This is a genomic window from Streptomyces sp. DH12, assembly GCF_020873895.1.
Taxonomy (GTDB): Bacteria; Actinomycetota; Actinomycetes; order Streptomycetales; family Streptomycetaceae; genus Streptomyces.
In genome coordinates this window covers 13,766-28,802 of the sequence record NZ_JAHWGT010000005.1, presented here as the reverse complement: position 1 = coordinate 28,802, position 15,037 = coordinate 13,766, and the positions used below count along the sequence as shown (strand labels likewise).

17 protein-coding genes are annotated in these 15,037 nt (G+C 75.9%); 5 read left to right on the top strand and 12 right to left on the bottom strand.

Features of this window, described 5'->3' with window-relative positions; genetic code table 11:
• Positions 1-67 precede the first annotated feature (67 nt).
• From LPA54_RS05810 to LPA54_RS05785, 6 genes are all read right to left on the bottom strand, one after another.
• On the bottom strand, positions 68-571 hold the full coding sequence (locus LPA54_RS05810) for a metallophosphoesterase (protein WP_228974455.1): 504 nt from the start codon (positions 569-571) through the stop codon (positions 68-70).
• 244 nt (positions 572-815) lie between these two features.
• On the bottom strand, positions 816-1,166 hold the full coding sequence (locus tag LPA54_RS05805) for a tetratricopeptide repeat protein (RefSeq protein ID WP_228974454.1): 351 nt from the start codon (positions 1,164-1,166) through the stop codon (positions 816-818).
• Positions 1,167-1,310: 144 nt separating this feature from the next.
• Positions 1,311-2,054: a hypothetical protein gene (locus LPA54_RS05800; protein ID WP_228974452.1), complete on the bottom strand. Its 744-nt coding sequence runs from the start codon at positions 2,052-2,054 to the stop codon at positions 1,311-1,313.
• Positions 2,055-2,335: 281 nt separating this feature from the next.
• Positions 2,336-2,524, bottom strand: coding sequence for a hypothetical protein (locus LPA54_RS05795; RefSeq protein WP_228974451.1), 189 nt, complete (start codon positions 2,522-2,524; stop codon positions 2,336-2,338).
• Between the two features lie 417 nt (positions 2,525-2,941).
• Complete coding sequence (locus tag LPA54_RS05790; protein WP_228974449.1) at positions 2,942-3,487, bottom strand: cytochrome b; 546 nt, start codon at positions 3,485-3,487, stop codon at positions 2,942-2,944.
• A 289-nt stretch (positions 3,488-3,776) separates the two neighbouring features.
• Complete coding sequence (locus LPA54_RS05785; protein ID WP_228974447.1) at positions 3,777-4,283, bottom strand: GNAT family N-acetyltransferase; 507 nt, start codon at positions 4,281-4,283, stop codon at positions 3,777-3,779.
• 167 nt (positions 4,284-4,450) lie between these two features.
• Between LPA54_RS05785 and LPA54_RS05780 the strand changes: the two genes are divergently transcribed.
• Positions 4,451-4,597 (top strand): hypothetical protein, encoded by a 147-nt coding sequence (locus tag LPA54_RS05780; RefSeq protein WP_228974444.1) that lies wholly within the window; start codon positions 4,451-4,453, stop codon positions 4,595-4,597.
• A gap of 207 nt (positions 4,598-4,804) precedes the next feature.
• On the opposite strand, the gene LPA54_RS05775 is transcribed toward LPA54_RS05780, so the two are convergent.
• The 3 genes from LPA54_RS05775 to LPA54_RS05765 all read right to left on the bottom strand — a co-directional run bounded on the left by LPA54_RS05775 (position 4,805) and on the right by LPA54_RS05765 (position 8,016).
• Entirely contained in the window at positions 4,805-5,827 is a 1,023-nt protein-coding gene (locus tag LPA54_RS05775) for a hemolysin family protein (RefSeq protein ID WP_228974442.1), read from the bottom strand.
• Positions 5,824-7,176, bottom strand: a complete 1,353-nt coding sequence (locus LPA54_RS05770; RefSeq protein ID WP_228974441.1) for a hemolysin family protein — start codon at positions 7,174-7,176, stop codon at positions 5,824-5,826. The genes LPA54_RS05775 and LPA54_RS05770 overlap by 4 nt, the downstream gene beginning before the upstream one ends.
• A 324-nt stretch (positions 7,177-7,500) precedes the next feature.
• The gene (locus LPA54_RS05765; protein ID WP_228974440.1) at positions 7,501-8,016 is read right to left on the bottom strand and encodes a cupin domain-containing protein; all 516 of its coding nucleotides are present in this window, start codon (positions 8,014-8,016) and stop codon (positions 7,501-7,503) included.
• Positions 8,017-8,470: 454 nt separating this feature from the next.
• Here LPA54_RS05765 and LPA54_RS05760 point away from each other — a divergent pair, with 454 nt between their 5' ends.
• From LPA54_RS05760 to LPA54_RS05750, 3 genes are all read left to right on the top strand, one after another.
• Positions 8,471-8,926, top strand: a complete 456-nt coding sequence (locus tag LPA54_RS05760) for a VanZ family protein (RefSeq protein WP_228974791.1) — start codon at positions 8,471-8,473, stop codon at positions 8,924-8,926.
• Positions 8,927-9,155: 229 nt separating this feature from the next.
• Positions 9,156-9,725: a TetR/AcrR family transcriptional regulator gene (locus tag LPA54_RS05755; protein WP_228974788.1), complete on the top strand. Its 570-nt coding sequence runs from the start codon at positions 9,156-9,158 to the stop codon at positions 9,723-9,725.
• A gap of 92 nt (positions 9,726-9,817) precedes the next feature.
• Complete coding sequence (locus LPA54_RS05750) at positions 9,818-11,008, top strand: GDSL-type esterase/lipase family protein (RefSeq protein WP_228974438.1); 1,191 nt, start codon at positions 9,818-9,820, stop codon at positions 11,006-11,008.
• A 138-nt stretch (positions 11,009-11,146) separates the two neighbouring features.
• Here the strand turns inward: LPA54_RS05750 and LPA54_RS05745 are convergent, their stop codons facing one another.
• Both LPA54_RS05745 and LPA54_RS05740 read right to left on the bottom strand, forming a co-directional pair.
• Positions 11,147-11,362: a ferredoxin gene (locus LPA54_RS05745; protein WP_228974436.1), complete on the bottom strand. Its 216-nt coding sequence runs from the start codon at positions 11,360-11,362 to the stop codon at positions 11,147-11,149.
• A 4-nt stretch (positions 11,363-11,366) separates the two neighbouring features.
• On the bottom strand, positions 11,367-12,560 hold the full coding sequence (locus tag LPA54_RS05740; RefSeq protein ID WP_228974434.1) for a cytochrome P450: 1,194 nt from the start codon (positions 12,558-12,560) through the stop codon (positions 11,367-11,369).
• Between the two features lie 123 nt (positions 12,561-12,683).
• Between LPA54_RS05740 and LPA54_RS05735 the strand changes: the two genes are divergently transcribed.
• On the top strand, positions 12,684-13,511 hold the full coding sequence (locus tag LPA54_RS05735) for a TetR/AcrR family transcriptional regulator (RefSeq protein ID WP_228974432.1): 828 nt from the start codon (positions 12,684-12,686) through the stop codon (positions 13,509-13,511).
• Positions 13,512-13,532: 21 nt separating this feature from the next.
• Here the strand turns inward: LPA54_RS05735 and LPA54_RS05730 are convergent, their stop codons facing one another.
• The gene (locus tag LPA54_RS05730) at positions 13,533-14,738 is read right to left on the bottom strand and encodes an FAD-dependent monooxygenase (RefSeq protein ID WP_228974429.1); all 1,206 of its coding nucleotides are present in this window, start codon (positions 14,736-14,738) and stop codon (positions 13,533-13,535) included.
• Between the last annotated feature and the right edge of the window lie 299 nt (positions 14,739-15,037).

Below are 15,037 nucleotides of genomic sequence, written 5' to 3'. Positions count from 1 at the left end.
GCAAAGAAGTTGCCTGTGAGGCAAAAACTCGGAGGTGCCGCCCGCGCCGGGCCGCCCGGTCGGTCCGTCACCGCCTCCGCGGCAGGCGGTGCAGCCGCACGTCGTCGAGGCGCCCGTCCACGGCCCGCGCCGTCATGTACGTGCAGAACGGCTGGCGCCGCCGGTCGGTCGGCGAGCCCGGGTTGAGCAGCCGCAGGCCGTCGCCCGCCACGGAGTCCCACGGGATGTGGCTGTGCCCGAAGACGAGCACGTCCACGTCGGGGTACCGCTCGGCGCAGCGCCGTTCGCGCCCCTGCGCCGGGCCCGTCTCGTGCACCACGGCGAACCGCACCCCGCCCAGGTCGGCGTACGCGACCTCCGGGAGCCTCGCCCGCAGGGGCGGTCCGTCGTTGTTCCCGTACACGCCGACGAGCCGCTGCGCGCGCTCCTCCAGGAGGTCGAGCGTCGGGGTGTCGATCCAGTCCCCGGCGTGGATCACCACGTCCACGCGGGGCACCAGGTCGAGCAGCTCGGCGGGCAGGGACCTGGCCCGCGCCGGGACGTGCGTGTCGGACATCAGCAGCAGTTCCACCCCGTCGACGGTAGCCGCTCGACGGGACGGCACGCGGCGGCTCGTACTCCGGCGGTACGCCGGCGCGCCGCCTCCGGCCGCCGTCCCGCCCGTGGCCGCCGGGCAGCCGAGTCGTGCCTGCCGGCCGGACGGCCGGACCGCCAGGCCGGCAGACGGCCCGGCAGCCCGGCGGCCCGGCAGCCCGGCGGCCCGGCAGCCCGGCGGCCCGGCGGCCACGGGACAGGTCATCAGGGCGGACAGGCCGTCAGGCGGACAGGCCCCACAGCTCGGCGATCCGCAGATACGGCGCCGCCTCCGCCGCCCTCCCCCGGCGCTCGAGCGTGCGGCCGAGCAGCAGGTGCGCGTAGGCGTCCGTCCGGTCGCGGTCGATGAGGGCGCGCAGTTCCGCCTCGGCCCGACCGAGCCGGGCGGAGTGGTAGTAGGCGCGGGCCAGCAGCAGGCGGGCGGCGTTCTGGTCGGGGAACTCCCGCACGAGGCCGTCGAGGAGGGCGGCCGCCGTCAGGTGGTCCTCGGCGGCGAAGAACCGCCCCGCCCGCTCCCAGCGCTCGGCCGCGGTGCCCCAGGTCTCGCCGGTGTGGCCCGTCGTGGCCTCCATGTCCCTCTTCCTCCCGTGCTCACACCGCCGGCCGGGCGTCTCACGTGCCGCGCCCCGCCCCGCCGCCGGGCGGGGCTGCCGCCGGGTCCACTCCAACCCGGTCGGGGCGGGGATTGTTCCGGCGCCGCGGGAGTGCGGGGGCCGTCAGTGGTCCGCGACCTCCTTCCGTGAGGTGACGGCCGAGTCGGTGAGGATCAGGAACCTCCGGTCCGACGCGGTGAGGACCTTCAGGAAGCCGGGCTCGGCCTGCATGACGTAGCCGCGGAGTTCCGTGCCACCGCGCAGGCCGATGCGCTCCAGGGGTACCCAGGGGGTGCTGACCGTGGCGGCTCCCACCAGCAGCGCGGTGACCAGCAGCGTCCCGAGGTGGTGGCCTGCCCAGATCGCGGCCCGTCGGCGCCGGCCGCCCGGGCGGGCGCCGCGCTGGAGGCCGAGGAACACCGCACCGACCAGGAGGGCGGCCGGGGGCAGCCACCACGCGTGGAAGCTCCACACGTAGGTGGCCATGGTGACGAGGGCGATGGCCGGGAGCAGCCCGTCCGCCAGGTCGAGCGGTCCGTGCGTCTCCGCGGCCCAGGGGTCCCGCCGCGGCAGCCTCCAGCGCGCGTACGTCCGGAACACCGCGAGCGGGACGAGCAGCGCGAGCGCGACGGCCGCGGCGACGGAGTCCGCCATCAGCGTGCCCAGCACGATGCCGATGCTGTCCTCCACATCGAGCGTGTGCAGGACCGCGAAGGCGGTCTCCCACTCGTGGTCCACGACGGCGAACAGCCGCAGGAGGAGGAAGAGGAACGCGGCGGTCGTCAGCGTGAGCCCGGTCCGAGCGCCGCTGCCGCCGCTGTGCCCGCCGCCGTCCGCGTGCGGCCCCCCGTGTGCGGAGGCGTCCACGTCAGCGCCGTCCCCTCGCCCCGTACGGCCGGGTGCGCGGCGGTGCGGCCGGGAGGCTCGGGCCGCCGCCGTCCGGGCCCGGGGGTGCCGGTGAGGCCGTGGCAGGCGCGCTGGTCGCCGGGGAGGTCATGGACCCACCGTGAGAGGGCACCGGCACGCGCGGGTGATGCGCGCCCGCGCGGTCATCCGAAGGAACCAGGGCGCCGGTCCGCTCCCCGGGCAGGCGACCGGGGACGCGCGGCGGATCCGTGCGGTGCGCGTCCTGCCTCCGACGGTTCGTCCTACCGGGTGGCGTGCGGCCGCACCGGGGCGCCGAACGCGTCGGTCCGGCCGTCCGCCACCGCCGCGGGCCGCATGCCGACGTCAGCGGGGCCGGCCGCCGCGGCCGCCGGTGACGCCGGGGCGCCGAACGGGCCGAGCGCCAGGACCGTGGCCGCCCCGAACCGGGCCAGGTATTCGCGGATCCTCACGTGCTGCTCCCTTCACTTCGCGTGCCTGTGCGGCGGCGGGCGGGTCGACGCCCGGCGCCGCGGCGGGACGCCATCGTCGCGCGCCGGGAGGGACGAACCGGACGCCCCCGCAACGTCACCCGAGCGCTGCGGAAACGTTTCGACCAGTGGGAAGGGCCAGCCGTACCGGACACGGGCAGGGCGGGCGAATCCTTCTCACGAGTGAGGGGGCGGAACCGGCGGGTGACGGACGCGGGTGACGGGCGGCGAGCGCAGGGCGGCGGGCGACGCCGGTGGACCGCGGCGCGGCACCGTCGGGGCCGACCTCCGCGCGTGGCGCAGCGGCGACGCGCCACCGACCGGACCCGGCCGCCGCACGGCCGGCGGCCGTCACCGCGGCCGGGTCCGGGGGGGCGGCCGGGTCCGGGGGAGGCGTGGTCAGAGCATGCGGCGGAGGAGGCCGTCGCGGTCGACGAACTGGTGTTTGAGCACCAGGCCCACGTGCAGGGCGAGGGCCGTGAAGAAGGCCGTGTGGGCGGCGACGTGCACGGGCAGGACAGCGTCGTCGTCGGCGGCGAGCAGCGCGATGCCGGTGGCGGGGACGACGAAGGTCAGCCAGTACAGCGCGGTCTCGGTGCGGTGGGCCAGGCGGCGTTCGGCGGCGGAGAGCGTCGGTGCCCATGGCGGCAACGGCGTCGCACGGCGCCAGAGCAGTCTGACGGCTCCGAGGACGACGATCGTGGCGCCGAGCAGGACGTGCGCCGTCAGGAGCGGGTCGTCGCCGAAGACGTCGTAGCCCCGGTCGCCGCCGCCCCGGCCGCGCCCGCGCCCCGGGCCGTCGCCCCGGCCTCTGCCCCGGCCGCCCCCGTGTCCCGACCCGTCCGCGTCGAGGAGGTACCCCACCGTGAACTGTGCGGCGAACGCGACCACCACACTCCAGTGCAGGATTCTGGTGAGGGGCCGGTACCCGGCGCTGCCGCCCATGGCCCCAGTGTGCGGCGCCTCCGGCGCCCCGTCGCGCGGGCCGCCCCCGCGACCGGTACGCCCGTGCGGGCGCGGGGTGGGTGGCGGCGCACACCTCCGGCCGTTCGGCGCAGCATGGGGTCGGCTCCGCCGGGGCAGACACGGCGTAGCGGAGCCCGGTACTCCTCCCCTTGGCCCCGGCGGCGCGGTGTGCGCGGTGGCCGGTCTCCCCGAGCCGGCCGGCTGCGCCGTCTCGGCCCGTCGGCGACCGTCCGCCCGGCGGCGGTGGGCGGCGTCCGGTGGGCGCCGATCAGTCGGAAGGGCCGCGTCCCGCGCCGAGGGCCGCCGCGGCGGGCAGGGCGGCCACCACCTCGTCGCCCTCCGTCGCCCCGGTCGGCCGGAATCCGACGGAGGCGTACAGGTTCCGGGCCGCGGTGTTCTCCGGGTGGTAGGAGAGGCGGAATTCCCGGCAGCCGTCCCGACCGGCGAGCCATGCCATGAGGGTGAGCAGGGCGGCCCGGCCCACTCCCCTGCCCTGCTCCGCGGCGTCGACGACCATGCCGCCGATCCAGTGGGAGCCGTCGTCGTCGAGGCCCCACATGACGTGTCCGGCGACGGCCCCGTCGGCGCACACCGCCAGCGAGTGCCAGTCCTGCTCGCGCGTCGACAGCAGCAGGTAGCGGGCGGCGAGCGCGGCGACGAAGCGGCGCTGGCCGTCCAGGGGGGCGACGTCCGCGACGGCCCGCCAGTTCTCGTCGTCCACCGCGCGCAGGGCGATCCGCCGCCCGAGCCGGTCCGCCACCCCTGATTCGATCACGCGGACGAGGATACGAACCGGGGTGCGGGTCCGCGACCGGTTTTCCGTGTGCCGGCCGCGCCGGGGTCCCGCGTACGGCGGACATGGGACTGCCGGAAGGCGCGGCGGGGTTTGCCGCCGCGCCCTGCGGTCAGGCGTCGAGGAAGCCGACCAGAAGGAGAGACACGATGACCACCCTTCTGCTTCTCGTGACGCCCCTCGTGCTGGCGCTCGCCCTCGTGGCCGTTCCGACGCACACCGCCAGGCACCGCAAGCCGGGCTCGACCGCCCTGCGCGCCTCGGGCAGGCCGAGGAGCCTGGCGCGCCACCGCTGAGTCCCGCCGCGCACTGCCCGGCGGCCGGTACGCGCCGGGTCCCGCCGTGGCGGGCGCGGCGACCGGTACGCGCCGACCGGGCGCCCCGCGGAGCGGTCCTTGCGGCGCGCGGTCCGTCCCACAGCGGTCCCGTCCGCCCGGAAGGCGGGCGGGACCGCGCGGTCGTGTCCGAGGCGGCGGGCCTGCGGGCGCCCGTCGGGCGGCCCGTCAGTCGGCCGCCGGAGCGGGTCCGACGAGCTCCTCCAGGACGTCCTCCATGGTGACGAAGCCGATGACCGTGCCCTTGTTCCCGGTGACCGCCGCGAGGTGGGTGCCGGCGGCGCGCATGGCCGTCATGGTGTCGTCGAGCGGGGTGTCGAGGGCGACCTTCGTCATGGGGTGCAGCGCCCCGCGCGGGAACGGCTTGGTCCGGTCGGCGACGCCGAGGGCGTCCTTGATGTGGAGGTACCCCAGCAGGGTCCCGCCGGGTCCGGTGACGGGGAGGCGGGAGAAGCCGTGCAAGGCGGCGGTCCGCTCCAGTTCCTGCGGGGTGACGCCGTGGTCGACGGTCACCATGCGGTTCAGCGGGACCATGACCTCGCCGGCCGGGCGGGTCCCCAGTTCGAGGGCGTCGCGCAGGCGGTCGCCGTCCTCGGGCTCCAGCAGGCCGGCCTCGCTGGAGTCCTTGACCAGGCGGACCAGTTCGTCGTCGGTGAAGACGGCCGTCACCTCGCCCTTCGGTTCGACCTTCAGCAGCCGCAGGATGGCGTTGGCGAAGGCGTTGATGCCGAAGATGACCGGGCGCAGGGCGCGGGTCAGGGCGACGAGCGGCGGGCCGAGGAGCAGGGCGGTGGTCGCGGGTGCGGCCAGGGCGATGTTCTTCGGGATCATCTCGCCGACGAGCATGTGGAGATAGGTCGCGAGGGTGAGCGCGATGACGAAGGCGATGGGGTGGATCAGGCCCTCGGGCACCCCGACCGCCTGGAACGGCGGTTCCAGCAGGTGGGCGATGGCCGGTTCGGCGACGGCGCCGAGCACCAGCGAGGAGACGGTGATGCCGAGCTGGGCGGTCGCCATCGCCGCCGACAGATGCTCCAGGCCCCACAGGGTGCTCTTCGCGCGGCGGTCGCCCTTGAGGGCGGCCGGCTCGATCTGGCTGCGGCGGACCGAGATCAGGGCGAACTCGGCGCCGACGAAGAACGCGTTGGTGACGAGGGTGAACGCGCCGATGAGGAGCTGGACGGCGGTCATCGGGTCACCTCGCGGCCGGTCGCGGCGGCGGCGTGCGCGGCCGCCGGGGCGGGCGCGGTGAGCAGGACGCGGTCGGCGCGGTGGTGCTCGACGTGCAGCACGTCGAGCCGCCAGCCGTCGATGTCCAGGCGGTCGGTCACGGCGGGGATGCGCTCCAGGCGGGTGGCGATGAGGCCGGCCAGTGTCTCGTACGGGCCGTGGGGGGCGGTGAAGTCGATCTCGGCGAGCTGGTCGACGCGGACGCTGCCGTCGGCGCGCCAGACGCGGCGACCGTCGGCGGCGGGTTCCGTCTCGACCAGGTCGGGCGTCTCGTGCGGGTCGTGTTCGTCGCGTACCTCGCCGACGACCTCCTCGACGATGTCCTCGACGGTGGCGACGCCGGCCGTGCCGCCGTACTCGTCGATGACGACGGCCATGGTGCGGGCCCGGCGCAGCCGGCCGAGCAGCCGGTCGACCGGCAGGGAGTGCGGGACGAGCAGCGGCTCGGTGGCCAGCTCGGCGACGGTCACGAGACGGCGCTTGTCCTCGTCGAGGGCGAGGACGTCCCGGATGTGGACGGTGCCGACGACCTCGTCGAGGGTGTCGCGGTAGACCGGGAAGCGGGAGAGGCCGGTGGCGAGGGTGAGGTTCGCGGCGTCGGCGGCGGTCGCGTGGACCTCCAGCGCCTTGACGTCGACGCGGGGCGTCATGACGTTCTCGGCGGTCAGGTCGCCGAGGTGCAGGGTGCGGACGAACAGTTCGGCCGCGTCCTCCTCGATGGCCCCCGCGCGGGCGGAGTGCCGGGCGAGCGCGACCAGCTCCTCGGGGGTGCGGGCGGAGGCCAGCTCCTCGGCGGGCTCCAGTCCGAAGCGGCGCACGAGGTGGTTGGCGGTGTCGTTCAGGTGGTGGATCAGCGGGCCGAAGGCGGCGGTGAAGCCGCGCTGCGGCGCCGCGACCACCTTGGCCACGGCGAGCGGCCGGGAGATCGCCCAGTTCTTCGGGACGAGCTCGCCGACGACCATCAAAACGACGGTGGAGACCGCCACACCGAGGAGGGTCGCGACGGTGGAGACGGCGCCGTCGGGCAGCCCGGCGGCCACGAGGGGGCCGCGCAGCAGGGTGGCGACGGCGGGCTCGGCGAGCATGCCGATGACCAGGGAGGTCACCGTGATGCCGAGCTGCGCGCCGGACAGCTGGAAGGTGAGGCGCCTGGCGGCCGCGAGGGCACTGGCGGCGCCGCGCTCACCGGCCTCGGCGGCGCGCTCCAGCTCGCCGCGCTCGACGGTGGTGAGGGAGAACTCGGCCGCGACGAACACCGCACAAGCGAGGGTGAGCGCGAGGGCGAGGAGCAGCAGGAGCACTTCGGTCACCGTGCCACCTCCCGTCCGTCGGCCTCGAGCGGGCGGAACGCGGCACGGCTGGTACTGGGAGGTTCACCCATTGTGGGTCTGCTGCTCCTTCTCGCTGGACGGGCCGCCCCTGCGGCCACGCACTGGTCCTCGGGGGATGCCAGGTGATCCCCTCCACCAAAGGGTAAAGGAAGGGCAAATCACCTGGGAAGTCCTCCCCCGGCGCTCCTTACCCGTGTACGGAACGCGGACACCCGCGACGTTGTTCCCGCACGGCCGCACGGCCGCCTGTCGCGTGCGGCCGCGCCGTCAGGCGAGGGTACGCGGCGGGCGGGCGGGCCGCCGTCAGGCGGGGCGGTCGAGCTCCGCGCGCCACGCGGGGCTGTCGACGTAGTGGTTGTCGAAGCGCTCGCCGGACTCGGCGATCTCCCGCGGGTCGGCCTCCCCGCGCATCACCCGGCCGAGCAGGCGCAGGTAGTCGAAGCGCCCCATGCCGGGCGTGAACACGAACAGGACGTCCGCCCGGGCTCCGGGCGCCGCCGCGAAGGCGTGCGGGGTGCGCGGGGGCACCGCCAGGAAGTCGCCCGCCTCCAGGACGGTGACCTCCTCGCCGACGAGCACGCGGAGGGAGCCGCTGATCACGAAGAAGAGCTCCGTCGCCCTGGTGTGGAAGTGGGCCGGCGCCCCGACCGCCCCCTCGGCGAAGGTGGACCGGTAGCTCGTGAACCCGTCGGGCCCGTCGGTGTCGGCCAGCAGCCGCATGACGCTGCTGGGGTCGGCGCAGGTCTCCGCGTCGGCGTGGCGGGTGAGCAGGGGGCGGGAGGTGGACGTGGTCGAGGCGGCGGTGCGCTGTTCGCTCATGCATCCGACCCTAGGGCCGTGGTGGCACTGGCGTGTAGGTCACTTCCGCATCGTTCCCCTGGGCCAATTCCCGGCGCTGGGGCGGTCCTTCGCGGGCGAGGCGGTCCGGGCCGGCGCCGGGCGCGTCGGGGCGTACGCACCGGGGGCGGGGGTAACCGGGGGTTCCTGGAGGTCCGGTTTCGAAGGAGGGGGGCTGTCGGCCATGCGGTGGACGGTCCGGCGGAGCACCGCCGCGCAGCAGGAGCACGAACGGCGTCACGAGGACGAAGGGTCCGGTGGGCGCGGAGCGTACGGAGGACACGAGAAGCACGGAGGACCCGGAGGACCTGGAGGGCCCGGAGGACCTGGAGGGCCCGGAGGACCCGCGGCGCGTGAGGAACGTGGAGACCCGGGAGTGGGGGGCGGAGCAGCGGACACCGGTCCGCGGCTGTCGAGGAGCAGCCGGATCCTCGCCATGCTGCTGGCGTTCGCGGGCATGGTGGTGTTCGCCGTGGTCCTCGCGCGGCTGACCCTCGAACCTTCCATCGCCTCCGAGCAGTTGACGCACAGCAACCTGCGGCCGGGCGACTCCATCAACCAGTACCTGTCGCAGCCCGCGTTCCGCGACACGGTCAAGCAGATCGGCGGCAACATCGCCCTGGGCGTGCCGTTCGGGCTACTGCTCCCCGTCCTCGCGCCCCGCACACGGGGGCTGCTGCGGGTCGTGTTCGTGACGGCGGTCGTGATGACGCTGGTCGAGCTGGTGCAGGGCGCCCTGGTGACGGGACGCGCGTTCGACGTGGACGACGTCATCCTCAACAGCTCCGGGGCCCTGCTGGGGTACGCGCTCCTCGGCCGCAGGCTCGGTCGGGCGGTCCACCCCCGGCGACGGCACTGGTGGCACCGGTTCACCAAGCACCCGGCCACCTGACGCCCGCGCGGCACCCCGGCGCGACGGCGCGGGGGTCCGACCCGGCCCGGCCGCGGGTATCGGCACCCGCGGCCGGGCCGCTGTCTCATCTTGGCCACGGCCCCACGGTGCGCCCCGGTCCTCCCCCCGTGCCGCCGAGCCCGCCCACCACACTGCCGGCAAGGCGTTTGCCTAAGGGCTATAGGCAAGCGCATGATGGGTTCAGGCAAGGAGAGGAGCGGTGGGACCGATGGGACGGGCAGGGTTGACCCCCGAGCGGCTCACCCTCGCGGGCGCGGAGCTCGCCGACGAGGTCGGGTTCGAGCACGTGACGGTCTCGGCGCTCGCGCGCCGCTTCGACGTACGCGTGGCGAGCCTGTACTCGCACGTGAGGAGTTCGCAGGACCTCAAGACCCGGATCGCCCTCCTCGCCTTGGAGGAGCTGGCCGACCGGGCTGCGGACGCCCTCGCCGGCCGCGCCGGCAAGGACGCCCTGACGGCGCTGGCGAACGTCTACCGGGACTACGCACGCGAGCACCCCGGGCGGTACGCCGCCACCCGGACGCCCCTGGACCCGCAGACCGCGGCCACCAGCGCCGGCGGGCGGCACGCCTCCATGACCCGCGCCCTCCTGCGCGGCTACGACCTCGCCGAGCCCGACCGGACACACGCGGTCCGGCTCCTCGGCAGCGTCTTCCACGGCTACGTCAGCCTGGAGATGGGCGGCGGTTTCAGCCACAGCGCCCCCGACACCGACGAGACGTGGTCACGGATCCTCGACGCGCTCGACGCGCTGCTGCGCGCCTGGCCCGCGCCCTGACCGGCCCTCCGCGCCGGACCCGACCCCGCCGGCCGGTCGGCCCTCGTGCCGCCGGCGGCCGTACCGCACCCCCCGACCCCCAGGCAGGGACGATGAGCACCGACCACCGCTGGATCAGCACGCCCCTCACCGCCGACCTCCTGCGCGGGGCGCTGGAACTGGAGCGCACCGAACGAGGCGTCCTGCCGCACCGGCTGCCCGCAGGGGCCCGCGCCCAGTACGACGACGGGCAGCTGGCCCTCGCCGAGTCGCAGCCTTCCGGGGTGCGCCTGGTGTTCCGCACCCGGGCCACCGCCGTCGAACTGGACACCCTCCCCACCAAGCGGGTGTACGCGGGCGCCCCGCCCCGCCCGGACGGGGTCTACGACCTGCTCGTGGACGGCCGGCTCGCCGGCCAGGCCGGCGCGGCCGGCGGGAACACCCTCACCATCGACATGGTCGCCGGTACCGCCGAGCACCGGCCGGGGCCGACCGCGACCGTCCGCTTCGCGGGCCTCGGCGGCGGCGACAAGCACGTCGAGATATGGCTGCCGCACAACGAGACCACCGAGCTGATCGCCCTGCGCACGGACGCGCCCGTCGAGCCCGTACCGGTCGACGACGGCCGCAGGGTGTGGCTGCACCACGGCAGCTCCATCAGCCAGGGTTCGGACGCGGGCAGCCCCACCGCGACCTGGCCGGCGGTCGCCGCCGCGCTCGGCGGCGTCGAACTGGTCAACCTCGGACTCAGCGGCAGCGCCCTCCTCGACCCCTTCACCGCCCGCGCCATGCGGGACACGTCCGCCGACCTGATCAGCGTCAAGATCGGCATCAACCTCGTCAACGCCGACCTGATGCGGCTGCGCGCCTTCGCCCCGGCGGTCCACGGCTTCCTCGACACCCTCCGCGACGGCCACCCCACCACTCCCCTGCTGGTCGTCTCCCCGCTCCACTGCCCCATCCACGAGGACACGCCCGGGCCGTGCGCCTTCGACACCGAGTCGCTCGCCACCGGCAGGCTGCGGTTCCGCGCCACCGGCGACCCCGCGGAGCGGGCGCAGGGGAAACTGACCCTGCGCGTCATCCGCGAGGAGCTGGCCCGTGTCGTGGAGCGCCGCGCGGCCGACGACCCGCATCTGCACGTCCTCGACGGCCAGGCCCTGTACGGCGCGGCGGACTACGCCGAGCTGCCGCTGCCCGACGAACTGCACCCGGACGCCGCGGCCCACCGCCGCATCGGGGAGCGCTTCGCCGCCCTGGCCTTCGCGCCGGACGGCCCCTTCACCCCCCGCCCCGCCGCCTGACGGTGGCCCGCACCGCCCCGGCCCGCCCGCCCTTCGCGATGCCGAGACGGCGGGCACGGCGGGCACGGCCGTACGTGCTCGGCGGGCTTGGCGGGCGCACCCGGGAGCCGGCGGGCGCCCTGCCGCCGGCGCCGCGGGTCACGGGCGGGGGCCGACGGTGCGGGGGCCGTCGCGGACGACGATGGCCAGGGCCGGGCAGGAGTCGGCGGCGTCCAGCGCGCGCTCGTCGGCGGCCATTCGGGCGCGTACCGGCTCGGCGTGCGCGCCCTCCAGGCGGAAGAGGTCGGGGGCGAGCGCGGCGCACATGCCTGAGCCCATGCACCGCTCCGGGTCGACCTGCGCGGTCCAGCTCACCGGGTCACCACCCCACCGGCATCTCGCGGGGGCCGCGGACCAGCATCTGGTTCTTCCAGACGACGTCACCGGCGAGGTGGAGGTCGGGGAAGCGGGTGAGGAGGGCGCCCAGGGCCTCCTGGAGTTCCAGGCGGGCCAAGGGCGCGCCGAGGCAGTGGTGGACGCCGTGGCCGAAGCCGAGGTGCTGCACGTGGGTGCGGGTGATGTCCAGCCGGCCGGGGGCGGTGAACTTCAACGCGTCCCTGTTGGCGGCCCCGACCGCGACGAGGACGGGCTCACCGGCGCGCACGAGCGTGCCGCCCACCTCGATGTCCTCCTTCGCGTACCGGGGGAAGGCGGCGCCGCTGCCCAGCGGCACGAAGCGCAGGAGCTCCTCGACGGCGCCCGCCAGGAGTTCGGACCGCTCGCGGAGGAGCGCGAGCTGGTCGGGGTGGTCGAGGAGGGCGTACAGGAAGTTGGGGATCTGGCTCGCCGTGGTCTCGTGGCCGGCGACGAGGATGCCGACGCACAGGTCGACCAGTTCGAGTTCGGTGAGGCGGTCACCCGTGTCGCGGGCGTCGATGAGCGCCGTCATGAGGTCCGGGCGGGGGTTCTCGCGGTGGTCGCGGATCAACCCGGCCATGTACGCGCGCAGCTCCTCGCGGTTGCGCTGGAACTCCTCGGCGGTCAGGGAGCTGGTCGACAGGGCGGCGTCGCTCCAGACGCGGAACCTGGGCCGGTCCTCCTCCGGAACGCCCAGCATCCGGCAGATGACGGCGACGGGGATGGGCAGAGCGTAGTGCTCGACGAGGTCGACGGGCGGGCCGGCCTCCTCCATCGCGTCGAGGAAGCCGTGCGCCAGCTCCCGCACCTGGGGCCGCAGCTTCTCGACCTGGTGCACGGTGAACGCCTTCGCGACGAGGGTGCGCAGCCGGGTGTGCTCCGGCGGGTCCATGCCGAGGATGCCGGAGTCCTGCTGCGCGGGGGACTGCCGCGGTTCGTCGTGGAACACGGCGTCCGCCCGGCCGAAGCGCAGGTCGCCGAGGACGAGGCGGGCGTCGGCGTAGCGGGTGGCGAGCCAGGCGGGCTCGCCGTAGGCCATGCGGACGCGTAAGAGGCCCGGGTGGTCCAGGGCGTCGGTGTAGGCGTCGGCCAGGCCCAGGCCCTCCGGTTCGTTGAAGGGGTAGGCCAGCGGTGTCTGCTCGCGAGCGGTCGTCACGGGGAAGCCTCCCTGGTGTAAGCAGCTGCTTACCAACCTAGAGTTGGCCCCGAGAGCGGGTCAACGGCGCCTCCGGCCATACGGGTTGGAACGCGTCTTCGAACGACGGGACGGGGGCGGCCGATGGCCGGACGGGCGGGCACCGGAGCGGCGCGGTACGGCGCCGGGGCGGGGTGGGCGGAGCCGGGCGGACCGGTGGCGGACGGGGTCGGCGAAGGCCGCGCCGCCGCGGGCGCGGTGGACGGCCCGGGGGCGCCGGGCGGTGCGGAAGCGCCGGGCGGTACGACGCGGGAGCGGCTGCTGGCGGCCGCGTCCGAGCTCTTCGCCGAGCGGGGCTACGAGCGGGCGACGGTACGGGACATCGCCGGGCGCGCCGGACTCAACCAGGCCCTGCTCTTCCGCCACTTCGGCTCGAAGCGCGCCCTCTTCGGCGAGGTGGTGTCGCGGGACGGTCTCGAACAGCTGCGGTGCACCCCGCCGGAGCGCCTGGTGGAGACCGTACTGGCGAGCATGCTCGACCCGGCGGGCGGCGACGCGCCCGACGGCGGCCGGGCGGAGCGCGGTCGGGCGGAGCGCGGCCGGGCGGAGCGCGGTCGGGCGGAGCGCGGCCGGGCGGAGCGCGGTCGGGCGGGGGCGGCGCGGTCGCTGGAGACGCTGCTGCGCTCGGTGGGCGCGGGCGACGAGGTGTCGGCGGCGGTCACGACGCTGGGCGACGAGTACGCCCGGGTGCTCGCCACGCTCAGCGACACCGAGGACAGCCGGCTGCGGGCCGACCTCGCCCTGTCCTGGCTGCTCGGCATCGGCCTGATGCGGGTCGTGGTCGGCAAGCGCCCCCTGGCCGACGCGGACCCGGCGGAGGTGAGCCGGCTCGTCGTGGGCGCGCTGGGGGGACTGCTGGAGGGGATGCCGCCCGCCGACCGGGGCCCGGAGCGCGCGGCGCGCCCGGAGTGAGGGCCCGGCCTCGGGCGCCGTTCACCGGGCGCGGGTCGCCTCCAGGGTGCGGGCGAGCCGCGGCCCGAGCCACCGCTTGAACCTGCGCAGCGGCTCCAGGCCGTGGGCGGCCCGGTCGAGCCGGTAGTAGAGCCGGGGCGGGACGTACGGCAGGAGCGGGGAGTGCCGCTGCCCGAGGAGGGCGAACATCTGCGGCGGGTCGAGCCGCGCGTACCGCGGCAGCTCCTCGTACCAGCGGGCGCTGTAGCGGGCCGCGCTGCGCAGCGGCAGGAGCGCGGCGGTGCGTTCCCGCTCGTACCGGGCGAGGGCGGCGGGCAGGGACGGCGCGGTGCGCAGGGCGCCGGCCAGCGCCATGGCGTCCTCCAGGGCGAGGGTGGTGCCCGCGCCGACGGAGTAGTGGGTGGTGTGGGCGGCGTCGCCCAGCAGGACGAGGTTGTCCCGGTGCCAGGTCCGGTTGGTCAGGGTGGGGAAGGTCTGCCAGCGGGCGCCTCCCTCGCCCCGGGGGCGGCCGATCAGCCGGTGGCCGTCCAGGGGGCCGGCGAACAACTCCTCCAGCAGGCCGAGGCCGTCCTCGTCGGACGCCCGGTCCAGGCCGAGGCCCCGCCACACCTCCGGCGGGCACTCGACGACGCAGGTGCTGCCGTCCGGACCGTACGGGTAGCCGTAGCACCACACCCAGCCGTGCGGGGTCTGCGCGAAGGCGAAGGTGAAGGTCGTGAAGACCTTCGTGGTGCCCAGCCAGGCGTAGGTGTTCCGGCCGGTCTCGACCTCGGTGCCGAAGTGGTCGGCGTGGCGGGCGCGCAGCACGCTGCGCACGCCGTCGGCGGCGACGACGAGGTCCGCGTCGGGCGGGCCGTCGGCGGGGGTGACCTCGTGGGAGTGGACCAGCCGCACGCCGAGCTGCCGCGCGCGGCGGGCGAGGACGTCGAGCAGCCGGTGCCGGCCGATGCCGAAGCCCTCGTCCCCCGGGCGGGCGGTCGTCGTGCCGCGGATGTGGGCCACGCCGCCGCTCCAGCGGACCGAGGCGTCGCGGACGGCGCGGGCGGAGTCGGGGTCGTGGGCGTGCAGCCGGTCGAGGAGCCCGCCCCAGTAGGTGACGCCCCACCCGTAGGTCGAGCCGGCCGGGTCGCGTTCGAGGACGGTGACGTCGTGGCGCGGGTCCTGCCGCTTCATGAGGAGGGAGAAGTAGAGCCCGCCGGGACCACCGCCGACGCAGACCACCTTCACGCGCCCTCCCCTCACCCGCACCCCGTGTCCGGTCCGCGGGGGAATGTAGCAGCCCATACCGTGCCGACCCGGGCAGCTCGCCGAGCGGTTCCCCGCCGGGCGCGAGGGGCCGGCACGGGCGGGCCGGCCTTCCCGCGGTGGCCCCGCCGGGGGGCGCCGGGCGGCCGGGATGACCGGCCCCGAGCGCGTTCCGAGCCCGCCCGGAGCCCGCCCCGAGCCCGCTCCGGGCGCGTCCGGGCAGGTCGGAGCGGGTCCGAGAGGGTGGCGGGGGTGGATGAGGGGGCGGGCGGCGGGTACAC